9 protein-coding genes are annotated in these 11,381 nt (G+C 62.5%); 7 read left to right on the top strand and 2 right to left on the bottom strand.

The annotated features are described in order from the left end of the window. The 4 genes from AYR66_RS03520 to AYR66_RS03505 all read left to right on the top strand — a co-directional run. On the top strand, positions 1-713 hold a 713-nt coding region (locus tag AYR66_RS03520; RefSeq protein WP_088709580.1), incomplete at its 5' end, for a GTP 3',8-cyclase MoaA. 4 nt (positions 714-717) lie between these two features. Continuing rightward, positions 718-1,377: a carbonic anhydrase gene (locus tag AYR66_RS03515; protein ID WP_088706370.1), complete on the top strand. Its 660-nt coding sequence runs from the start codon at positions 718-720 to the stop codon at positions 1,375-1,377. Positions 1,378-1,485: 108 nt separating this feature from the next. Further along, positions 1,486-3,429 carry a type IV pili methyl-accepting chemotaxis transducer N-terminal domain-containing protein gene (locus AYR66_RS03510; RefSeq protein ID WP_088706369.1) on the top strand — a complete coding sequence of 648 codons (1,944 nt, stop codon included), beginning with the start codon at positions 1,486-1,488 and terminating at the stop codon, positions 3,427-3,429. A gap of 5 nt (positions 3,430-3,434) precedes the next feature. Continuing rightward, positions 3,435-4,115, top strand: a complete 681-nt coding sequence (locus AYR66_RS03505) for a response regulator (protein ID WP_088706368.1) — start codon at positions 3,435-3,437, stop codon at positions 4,113-4,115. Positions 4,116-4,201: 86 nt separating this feature from the next. On the opposite strand, the gene AYR66_RS03500 is transcribed toward AYR66_RS03505, so the two are convergent. Then, positions 4,202-4,471, bottom strand: a complete 270-nt coding sequence (locus tag AYR66_RS03500; RefSeq protein WP_088706367.1) for a heavy-metal-associated domain-containing protein — start codon at positions 4,469-4,471, stop codon at positions 4,202-4,204. A gap of 137 nt (positions 4,472-4,608) precedes the next feature. Then, complete coding sequence (locus tag AYR66_RS03495) at positions 4,609-5,457, bottom strand: universal stress protein (RefSeq protein ID WP_088706366.1); 849 nt, start codon at positions 5,455-5,457, stop codon at positions 4,609-4,611. Positions 5,458-5,811: 354 nt separating this feature from the next. Between AYR66_RS03495 and AYR66_RS03490 the strand changes: the two genes are divergently transcribed. The 3 genes from AYR66_RS03490 to hemN all read left to right on the top strand — a co-directional run bounded on the left by AYR66_RS03490 (position 5,812) and on the right by hemN (position 11,344). After that, positions 5,812-8,493, top strand: coding sequence for a bifunctional acetate--CoA ligase family protein/GNAT family N-acetyltransferase (locus tag AYR66_RS03490; RefSeq protein WP_088706365.1), 2,682 nt, complete (start codon positions 5,812-5,814; stop codon positions 8,491-8,493). A gap of 74 nt (positions 8,494-8,567) precedes the next feature. Beyond that, complete coding sequence (locus tag AYR66_RS03485; protein WP_088706364.1) at positions 8,568-9,764, top strand: NnrS family protein; 1,197 nt, start codon at positions 8,568-8,570, stop codon at positions 9,762-9,764. Between the two features lie 149 nt (positions 9,765-9,913). Continuing rightward, positions 9,914-11,344, top strand: coding sequence for an oxygen-independent coproporphyrinogen III oxidase (hemN, locus tag AYR66_RS03480; protein ID WP_088706363.1), 1,431 nt, complete (start codon positions 9,914-9,916; stop codon positions 11,342-11,344). Positions 11,345-11,381: the final 37 nt, after the last annotated feature.

Here is an 11,381-nt window from a genome sequence, read left to right as displayed (position 1 = left end):
GGATCAGCGATCTGTCCCTGTCGACCAATGCCACCCGCCTCGGCCGCCATGCGGCAGCGCTGAAGGCGGCGGGCGTCTCGCGCATCAACGTCAGCCTCGACTCCCTTGACCGCGGCTGCATGGAAAAGATCACCGGCCGCGACAGCCTCAACCAGATCCTCGACGGCATCATGGCGGGCAAGGCGGCGGGTTTCGACCCGATCAAGATCAACATGGTGGCAATGCGCGGCATCAACGATGGCGAGATCGATGCCATGGCCGAGTTCTGCATCGAGCACGGTTTCATCCTGCGCCTGATCGAGGCGATGCCGATGGGCGCAACGGGGCAGGACACCGGCTTCCTCGACCTCGGGCCGATCCGCACGCGTCTGACGCAGAAGTTCGGGCTCAAGCCGCAAGCGGCGGAACTGGGCGGTGGTCCGGCACGCTACCTGTCGACCGAAGACGGCCGGGCCAGCATCGGCTTCATCACGCCGATGTCACAGCACTTCTGCGCGACATGCAACCGCGTGCGGCTGTCGGTGGACGGCACGCTCTACCTTTGCCTCGGGCAGGAAGAAAAGTTCGAATTCCGTCCGCTGCTGCGCGACGGCGCAAGCGATGCGGAACTGGAAGCGGCTATCCGGACCGCCATCGAGCTGAAGCCGCAGAAGCATGAATTCCGCGAACAACCCACGAAGATCGTCCGTTTCATGTCGCAAACGGGGGGATAGAGTGATGCAGGACATCGAGAAGTTCATCCGTGGCTTCAGCCGGTTCCAGCAGCAGTACCTGGCCGAGCAGGGATGGTTCGACAGCCTGCGCGAGGGGCAGAAGCCCGGCTCGCTGGTGATCGGCTGCTGCGACTCGCGCGTGGATCCGGCGCTGCTGACCGGCAGCGATCCGGGCGAATTGTTCGTTGTCCGCAATATCGCCAACCTCGTGCCGCCTTGCACGCCGGATGCGCCGCCGGGCGTCAGCTCAGCCATCGAGTTCGCCGTCTGCGGGCTGGAAGTCGAGCGCGTCATCGTGCTTGGCCACGCACGTTGTGGCGGTATCCGCGCGCTGATGTCACCGCGTCGCATTGCCGAGGAAACCGATTTCGTCGGCCGCTGGATGCGGATCGCCGAGCCCGTGCGCGAACGGGTGCTGCGCGAATTGACGCACAAGGACGACCGTGAGCAGCACAAGGCCTGCGAGCTGGCCAGCATCCTCCATTCGCTCGACAACCTCATGACCTATCCCTGGATCAGGCGCCGCGTGGAGCAGGGCAGCCTGATCCTGCACGGCTGGTATTTCGACATCGATACCGGCGCCTTGATGGCCTATTCGCCGCGCAAGCAGGAGTTCCTGCCCCTTGTTTGTCCGCTGGAGCGGGCAGGCAAAGTCGCCGCATAGAATTTTCTTGATTTGTCTTATGGTTTTGCTATCGCGGGTCATTCAATAATGGGGCCGGCCGAGGCCTGCCACCCATCTCGGCAACCGGAGCCCAACATCCTCTAGCCCATGGCCCTTGAATCCATCCTGCCCACCTGGCAGCGCCTGTCGACGAAGATCGTCGGTGTGCTGCTCGGCTTCCTGTGCCTGGCGCTGCTGGCAATCGGCACCACGCTGATGCTGTCGTGGCAGCTGGAGGGCAGCTCCGCGGCGATCAACGAAACCGGCAGCCTGCGCATGCATAGCTACCACCTGACAGTCCTGCTGGGGCGGAACGTCGACGAGCCAGGCAATATGGCAACCCGGGTCGCAGTCACCGGCAAGCTGCAGGATATCAATGACGCCTTCAAGCGTTTGCAGCGCGGCGACCCGCAGCGGCCGCTGTTCCTGCCGCCCACGAGCCGTATCCGGAACGCGTTCAGGCAGGTGTCCGCGCGCTGGCACCAGACGATACAGGCGCTGGCCGTGGACGTGATCGGGGACGATCCGCATACACGCATCGTCGCCTGGCATCGGTTCCAGTCCGAGGTGGACAGCTTCGTGCGCGAAGTCGACGTCCTGGTCAAGGACATCGAGCGCGACAGCGAGATGCGCACCTTCTGGCTGCGCGCCTCGCAGCTGGCGCTCATCGCACTGGCGCTGAGCGGCACCGTCGCCATCATCTACCTGATGTTCCTGCTCATCATCGAGCCGGTTGAACGCCTGCGCGGCGGGATCGAAAAGATGACGGAAAAGGATTTCGGCACCCGCCTGCCCGTCGAGAGCACCGACGAATTCGGCCAACTTACCCGCGGCTTCAACCACATGGCCGATCGCCTGGAAGCCTTGTACAACAGCCTGGAAGAACGGGTGAAGGCCAAGACGGCCGAGCTGGCCGACCAGAACCGCGAACTGGCCCTGCTGTACGACAGCGCGGCCTTCCTGCAGCAATTGCAGCCGGTCGAGGCGATGTGCGAAGGTTTCCTGCAACGCATCCGCACCTACTTCGACGCTGACGGCGGCACCGTACGCGTGCTGGACGAGCGCAACGGCAATGCGCACATGATCGTGCACCATGGCATCTCGGATGCGCACGTCAAGGCGGAGAGCTGCATGAAGCCCGGGGAGTGCCTGTGTGGCGACGCAGTGGCGCAGCGAATCTCGGTGGTCCACGATCTGCGCAAGGGCGGCATGCTGCCAAACCGGCGCTGCCGCGAAGAAGGATTCGCCACGGTTTCGATGTTCCATATCTTCGCCCATGAGCAACACGTCGGTTTTTTCACGCTGCACTTCCGCGAAGGGCGCACCTTCAGCGAGCACGAACAGGGGCTGCTGGAAACCGTCGGCCAGATGCTCGGTACCGCAATCGAGAACATCCGGCTGGGCAGCCGCGAGCGCGAGATGGCGATTTCCGAAGAGCGCAACCTTGTCGCGCAAGGCCTGCACGACAGCATCGCGCAGGGCCTGACCTTCATGAACCTCCAGCTGCAGATGCTGGACGAATCGCTGCGCGGCGGCCGCCTCGACGAAGTGGACGAGATCGTCTGTGCGCTGCGTTCCGGCGTGCAGGAAAGCTACGAGGATGTGCGCGAGCTGCTGCTCAACTTCCGCAGCCGGCTCGCGGAACACGACCTTGCCGGCGCGCTGCAGACGGCGTTCGACAAGTTCCGGAAGCAGACGCACATCGATGTGGATTTCGCATGGGAGGGCAGCGGCGCGCCGTTGTCGCGGGAACAGCAACTGCAGGTGCTGTTCATCGTGCAGGAGGCGCTATCCAACATTCGCAAGCATTCCTCGGCGAAGCATGTCGAGATCCGGCTGGAGGATGGCCAGGATTTCCAGCTCGGCATCCGGGATGACGGCATCGGATTCAATGCGGACACACTTTTGCAGAAAGGAGAGGGCCACGTCGGCATCAACATCATGCGGGAACGCGCCCAACGCATCCGCGCCTGGCTCGAGGTGGATTCCGAGCCGGGCAAGGGAACGCTGGTGTCGCTGCGGCTGCCGCATGAAGAACGCCGCGCGGCCTGAGACAGATGAACAACAAAACCATCAGCGTGCTGCTGGTCGATGACCACACGCTATTTCGCAGCGGGATCCGTTCGCTCCTGCAGCGCCATTCCGATTTCACGGTCGTCGGCGAAGCGGCGGACGGCGTGGAAGGCATCAAGCGCGCCAAGCAGCTGCGGCCCGACGTCGTGCTGCTGGACCTGAACATGCCGGGCATGTCCGGTCTCGAGACACTGCAACTGCTGCTGCAGGACTGCCCGGAGACCGCGGTGATCCTGCTCACGGTATCGGAAGAGGCGCAGGACCTGACTGCCGCGCTGCAGGCGGGCGCGCGCGGCTACCTGATCAAGAATATCGACGCCGATTACCTGGTGCGCGCCATTCGCCGCGCGGCCGCCGGGGAACCGGTGCTAGCTGAAGCGATGACCACCAAGCTGGTTGCGCAGATGCAGGGCGGTGCGCCGTCACGGCCGGCGCCGCCAGTGTCCGACATCGACCGGCTGACGCCGCGCGAACGTGAAATCCTGGCCTGCCTTGCGCGCGGCGAAAGCAACAAGATGATCGCGCGGACGCTGGATGTGGCGGAGAGCACGGTGAAGATCCACGTGCAGAACATCCTCAAGAAGCTCAACCTTGCCAGCCGTGTGCAGGCGGCGGTGTATGCGGTGGGGCATGGGATGACGGGGGTGGGGGAGAAGGTAGGGTGAAGTAATGCGGCGAGTGCGGCCGCCGGCATAAAAAAACGGGCCGGAAAACCGGCCCGTTCATCATTCATCGCATTAACCGCGTGGCATTATCCGCCGCACTTGCCGCAGCATCCGCCGCAGGAGCCGCCTTCCTGCTCGCCGAGGTTGATCTTCCTGACGCCAAAGCCGGCCTTTGCCAGTGCTGCAGTCATTTCCTGCGGCGCGGTCTGGTCTTCGTCGAATTGCACGATCGCCCGGTTCTGCGGGTACGACACGCTGACGTTGCTGACGCCGTCGATCGCCTTGATCGTACGCATCACGGTCTCGGTGCAGTCTTCGGAGGTCATCCCGGTGACGTTCAGGACTTCGGTTTGCATGGTGTTTCCTTTATTGCGGATTGAATTGCGACTGGCCGCCAAAGGCAGCCGAACTGGGTTTCCGTACGATGCTAGCGGAGCTTTGGCATCTCTTTGAATGATTCAGATCAAATTTTCGGAAACCCCGTTGCGTTGGATCAGTGTGCCATCAGGACCGGAACAGTCATCGACTCCAGCACGGTGCGGGTCACGCCGCCGAGCAGGATTTCGCGGAAGCGCGAGTGGCCGTAGCCGCCCATGACGATCATGTCGGAGCCAAGGTCGGTGGCGATCGACAGCAGGGCATTGCCGACGTCGATGTCGGTCTTCTGGCGCACCACGTTGACGTTGACGTGGTGGCGGGCCAGGTAGAGGCCGATGTCGGCGCCCGGCAGTTCGCCGTGTGCGTCGCCGCGGTCGTCGGAATTGAACACGACAACGTCGACGTTCTGCGCACGCTTGAGCAGCGGAATCGCGGCGGTGACGGCGCGGGTGGCGCTGGTGCTGGCATCCCATGCGATCAGGACGCGCTTGGGCATCGCGTCATAGCGGCCGACGTAGGGGACGATCAGGACCGGACGTCCGGAGTTCATCACGACGAACTCGGGGAAGTCGGGCAGGGTGGTCGAGGACGGCTCGTCGAGGTTGGTCTGGCCGATCACCACGAGGTCGCTGTAGCGCGCCTGGAGGCTGACGCCGGCGCCGGCTTCGTCATCGACCTCGCGTGCTTCGTAGGACTGGACGCCGATACCCTTGACGGTGGTTTCAAACTGGGACAGCGAGTCGCGTGCGCCCTTGCGCAGTTCTTCGAGGTGGCTGTCGAGATGGGTAGCCAGGCCGCCGCCTTCGTAGATGAAGCGGGACTGGTAGATGAAGCGGGATACGCCGCTTGGCGCGGCACCGATCAGGTGCGCTTCTTCATTCATGGCGATTTGTGCGGCGAGCTTGACGCGTTCGATGGCGTGCTTGTCTTTGTCCACGTGGACGAGAACTGTCTTGTACGACATTTAGTCTTCCTTTTATTGATTGGCTAGGCTTTCACCACGGCTGTTCTTCAAAGGTGGCGATGGCTCATTCAAAATTGCAGTATTAGCGTAGGGCCTCGTTTCGATGCAGTCCAGAAAAATGCGTGAGCCAGAAGCAATAGTTCGGGCATTTTTGACTCAGATCAAAATTTTCCGGAGGCCCGGTTCGTAACATCGTCCGCACATGAAAACCCGGCATAATTCGCCGTGTTTTTCCGCCAAGGCAGGCGCGCCGGAAGGCGCAGCATCAATGACGCGCAATCGCATTGCGCACCATCCCGAAGCACGATGCCAGTGCGACAATGCGGGACATGCAACGGCCCATCAGGAATCGCCATGACCGTCAGGAATCTCAAGCATCTGTTCGAACCAAAATCTATCGCCCTCATCGGCGCCTCACCACGACCCGGCTCGGTCGGCGTGACGGTGCTCAAGAACCTTCTCGCAGGAGGATTCGAGGGCGAGATCATGCTGGTGAATCCGAAGTACGACACGCTTGCAGAGCGGCCCGTGTACGCCTCGGTGGCGAAGCTGCCGGCTGTCCCAGACCTCGCCGTCATCTGCACGCCGCCGTCCACCGTGCCCGGCATCATTTCCGATCTCGGCAAGCGCGGCACGCGCGCGGCGATCGTCCTCACGCCGGGCTTGGCCGCGGCCAAGGACCTGATGGGACGGAACATGCGCGACCTCATGCTCAAGGCGGCCAGGCCGCACCTGCTGCGCATCCTCGGCCCGAACAGTGTCGGCATGCTGGTGCCGAGGCTGGGCCTTAATGCGAGCTTTGCTCACACCGGGGCGCTGCCGGGGAAGGTGGCTTTCGTCTCGCAATCGGGCGCAATGTCGACCGGTGTGCTCGACTGGGCGAAGGCGCGCAACATCGGCTTCTCGAAATTCATTTCGCTCGGCGAGAAGGCCGACATCGATGTTGGCGACGTGCTCGACTACCTCGCCGGCGACTACGACACGCAGGCCATCCTGCTGTATCTCGAAGCGATCCGCGACGCGCGCAAGTTCATGTCGGCCGCACGCGCTGCGGCACGCAGCAAACCGATCATCGTCATCAAGGCGGGCCGCGCACCGGAAGGAGCGAAAGCGGCTGCATCGCACACCGGCGCACTGGCCGGTTCGGACGACGTGTACGACGCCGCGATCCGCCGTGCGGGCATGCTGCGCGTCTACACCACGCTCGACCTGTTCGACGCTGTGGAAACGCTGGCGCACTCGCGCCCCTTGCGCGGCGACCGGCTGGCAATCATCAGCAATGGTGGCGGCCCAGGCGTGCTGGCAACCGACGCGCTGATCGGCAAGCAGGGCCGCCTGGCCGACCTGCCGGCCCAGGCCATCGAAAAGCTCGGCAAGGTCCTTCCGTCCTGTTGGTCGCATGGCAATCCCGTCGACATCCTCGGCGACGCACCCGCGCAGCGCTACATCGATGCGATGGAAATCGTCACGCATGAACCCGATGTCGACGCTGCGTTGCTGATCCATGCCCCTAACGCCATGGTGTCGAGCGAGGAGCTGGCCAATGCGCTGGTCCCGGCGGTCAAGAACGCCTCCCGCAATGTGCTCTCCTGCTGGCTGGGCGGAGAGGAAGTGGCACGGGCGCGCGCCGTGTTTTCCAATGCCGGAATCCCGACCTACGACACGCCCGAAGAAGCGGCGCGCGGCTTCATGCAGATCGTGCAGTACAACCGCAACCAGAAGCTGCTGATGGAAGTGCCGGCATCGGCTTCCGGCTCGGTCGAGGAAGACCGTGAAGCGGTGCGTGCGATGGTGAAGAAGGCGCTGTCCCTCGGACGCGATACGCTGACGGAACCGGAAGCCAAGCAGGTGCTGGCGGCCTACGGCATTCCCGTGGTGCGCACGCTCGCCGCAAGCTCGATCGAGGAAGCGGTGACCTGTGCGGAGCGTATCGGCTACCCGGTGGCGTTGAAGATTCTTTCGCCTGACGTCGTGCACAAGTCGGATGTGGGCGGTGTGGTACTCGACCTCGAGGATGCCGACTCGGTACGCACCGCCGCCATGGCAATGAATCGCCGCCTCGCCGGCATGCAGCCCGGCGCATCGCTGTCAGGATTCTCGGTGCAGTCGATGGTGCGTCGGCCCGAGGCACGCGAGCTGATTGTCGGCGTGGCGACCGACCCGGTATTCGGGCCCGTTATCCTGTTCGGCCAGGGCGGCATTGCCGTGGAAGTCACCGCCGACCATGCGATCGGCCTGCCGCCGCTGAACACCGTGCTCGCACGCGACATGATTTCGCGCACGCGGGTATCCAGCCTGCTGGCGGCCTACCGCAATCGTGCGGCAGCCGATACCGATGCCATCTGCCGCACGCTGATCCAGATTTCGCACCTCGTGATCGATATTCCCGAGATCATGGAACTCGACATCAATCCGCTGCTGGCGGATGCGGACGGCGTGATCGCATTGGACGCGCGCATCCGCATCCGCGCGACCGAGAAGGGCGGGATGGACCGGCTGGCGATCCGCCCTTATCCGGAAGAGTTGGAGGAGTGGGTGGACTGGCAGGGCGGAAAGCTGCTCCTGCGTCCGATCAAGCCGGAGGACGGTCAGCAGCACGTCGAATTCTTCGCTTCGCTGACGCCGGAAGACGTGCGCATGCGCATGTTCGTGCATATGCGTGAATTGTCACCCGGACAGCTGGCGCGGATGACCCAGATCGACTATGACCGCGAGATGGCATTCATCGCCACGCGTATGCGCGCTGACGGCACGCCGGAGACGCTGGGCGTGGCGCGCATCGTGTTCGACCCCGACAACATCCAGGGCGAATTCGCGGTCACCGTGCGTTCCGACATGAAGGGCAAGGGGCTGGGCAGGCTGCTGATGCAAAAGCTGATCCGGCATTCGCGCGAGCGTGGCGCCCATGAGATCGTGGGTGAGACCCTGAGCCAGAACCAGGCGCTGCTGGGGCTGGTCAAGCCGCTTGGTTTCTCGGCCAATCGTTCGCGCGAGAACGATACCTACTTGCTGAAACTTCCATTGAAACAAAATTAACCCTCGTGGGCTGTGATTGCATTCATGGCCGCGGCAATATAAGATTCTTTTTAAATGAATCTTTAGGAGCAGTCATGGCCCTCGTCAGGATAGAAGACCCCCGTGTCAAGGAACCACCGGGAACCGGCTTCGCGCATCATCCCGTGTTCAGGCTCGGTTTCCGCCCGTTTTACCTGCTGGCGGCGGCCTTTGCGGCAATTGCCGTTCCACTGTGGATCGCGCGCTATTTCGGCAACTTGGGCGCGCTTACACATATCGACCTGAACTGGCACATGCACGAGATGGTGTTCGGTTTTGCCATTGCCGTGATCGTTGGCTTCGTGTTCACGGCGGGGCGCAACTGGACCGGGCTGTGGACGCCGCGACGCGGACATCTTGCCGCATTGGCAGGCCTGTGGGTCGCCGGACGCCTGGCGATGCTGTTCGCGCCGCCAGTCCTTGCCGCCGTCGTCGATCTCCTGTTCCTGCCGCTGGCCGCGTATCCGATCTACCGCGTGCTGAAGCGCACCGGCAACAAGCGCAACATGTTCCTGGTCGGCCTGCTTTGCTTGCTGACGGTGGTGAATGCCGCCTTCCACGCGTCTGCGCTGGGCTTGCTGCAGGCGTCGACCGTTTCCGCGGTGCAGGCTGCCATCCTCGTCATTGTCATGATTGAATCGGTGATCGGCGGGCGGGTGATTCCCGGTTTCACGGCAAATGCGATTCCCGGTGTCAAACCAGTAACGCATGAAAAGCGCGACAAGATCGCGATCGCACTGACCGCCATGGCTGCGTTCGCCTGGATCGTGCATGTGCCGGGACCGCTGGCTGGTGCGGTTGCCGCCGCTGCAGCCATTGCCCAGGCCACAAGGTCGATCGGATGGATGCCGCACGTCACCATGCGCAAGCCTATTCTCTGGATCCTCCACCTGTCTTATGCATGGATTCCCGTCGGTCTGTTCCTGCTGGCACTGGCATCGTGGGGCGTCACGACCAGCAGCGCGGCATTCCATGTGCTCACCATCGGTTCGATGGCGGGCCTGATTATCGGCATGATTACGCGGACCGCGCTGGGGCACACCGGACGTCCGCTCACCGCCGGCAAGAGCGAGCTGGCCATGTACGTCCTGATCCAGGCCGGCGTCGTCGCTCGCATGCTCGCGGCAGCGAATCTGCTGCGTCCGGAAATGCTGGTTGCAACTGCTGCATGCTGGAGTGCCGCCTTCATCCTGTATGTGCTCGTCTACGCACCGTACCTGATGGCGCCACGCGTGGATGGACGCGAAGGTTGATGGAAAAGCGGCATGCCATTTTTTCGAATGTCAATGCAATCTTGGGCTGTTTGACCTAGATCAAGGCTCCTTTTTTCGCCGGAAACGTACACTGCAAGCCAGTCTGAAAGCGTCTCACTTCCGGGACGAACGACAGGAGCAAAATCATTATGGCAGTACCGGCATCCGCAGTTCCCATCTCGTCCAACGTACAGTTCGATGCTGCGCTCATCCGCAAGATGAGCCAGCAGGGACCGCGCTATACCTCCTACCCGACGGCCGACCGTTTCACGGACAGCTTCGGCATGGGCGATTACCTGCAAGCGGTCAACAGCGTACGTTCGATGGGTGCGCGCAATCCGCTGTCGCTGTACATTCATATCCCGTTCTGCGACAAGCTCTGCTACTACTGCGCCTGCAACAAGATCATCACCAAGGTCCGCAGCAAGGCTGACGAGTACCTGACCTACCTGAAGCGCGAAATCGAAATGCAGGGCAAGCTGTTTGCCGACATGAATACTGTCGAGCAGCTGCATTTCGGCGGCGGCACCCCGACCTACATTTCCGATGCGCAAATGGGCGAGCTGATGGCTTACCTGCGCAAGTGGTTCCGCTTCGCCACCGATGACGACGGCGAGTATTCGATCGAGATCGATCCCCGCACCGTGTCGCAGGAGCGCGTGCATTCGCTGCGTGCCCAGGGCTTCAACCGCATCAGCTTCGGCGTGCAGGATTTCGATCCCGACGTGCAGAAGGCCGTCAACCGCATCCAGCCGGAAGAGTGCACCCTCGGCGTGATGCAGGCAGCGCGCGACGCCGGTTTCCGTTCCATCAGCATCGATTTGATCTACGGCCTGCCGAAGCAGAACCTGATGACGATGGACAAGACGCTGAGCAAGGTCATCGCCGCCAATCCGGATCGCCTGTCGGTCTACAACTATGCGCACATGCCGACGCTGTTCAAGCCGCAGCGCCGCATCAACGAAGACGAACTGCCGAGCGGCGAGACCAAGCTCGACATGCTGTCGCTGTGCATCAAGCGCCTGACCGAAGCCGGTTACGTCTACATCGGCATGGACCATTTCGCCAAGCCGAACGACGAACTCGCCATCGCCCAGCGCCAGGGCCGCCTGCACCGCAACTTCCAGGGCTACTCGACCCACGCCGAAGCAGAAATGGTCGCCATGGGCGTTTCCGCCATCAGCTCGGTCGGCTCCACCTACAGCCAGAACGAGAAGACGCTGGAAGGCTATTACGAGCGCCTCGAACAGGGCGAACTGCCGATCTGCCGCGGCCTCAAGATGAACGTGGACGACCTGTTGCGCCGGATCATCATCCAGATGCTGATGTGCAATTTCGAGCTGTCGGTGAAGTCGCTCGAGCTTGCCTATCCGATCACCTTCGCGAACTACTTCGAGAAGGAACTCGAGAAGCTGCGCGCACTCGAAGCCGACGGTCTCGTGACCATCGATTCGGAATGGATCACCGTCACGCCGAAGGGCCGCCTGCTGATCCGCAACATCTGCATGGTGTTTGACCGCTATCTCGGCATGCCGCGCGAAGTGAAGGTCGAGCGCATGCACTATTCCAAGACGATCTGACGATCCTAGAGGGTGTCATGAGCCAGGGAAGGGGGCG

It is taken from the genome of Noviherbaspirillum denitrificans (assembly GCF_002211445.1).
In the GTDB taxonomy this organism is placed as follows: domain Bacteria; phylum Pseudomonadota; class Gammaproteobacteria; order Burkholderiales; family Burkholderiaceae_D; genus Noviherbaspirillum; species Noviherbaspirillum denitrificans.
This window is presented reverse-complemented; position numbering and strand designations above follow the sequence as displayed.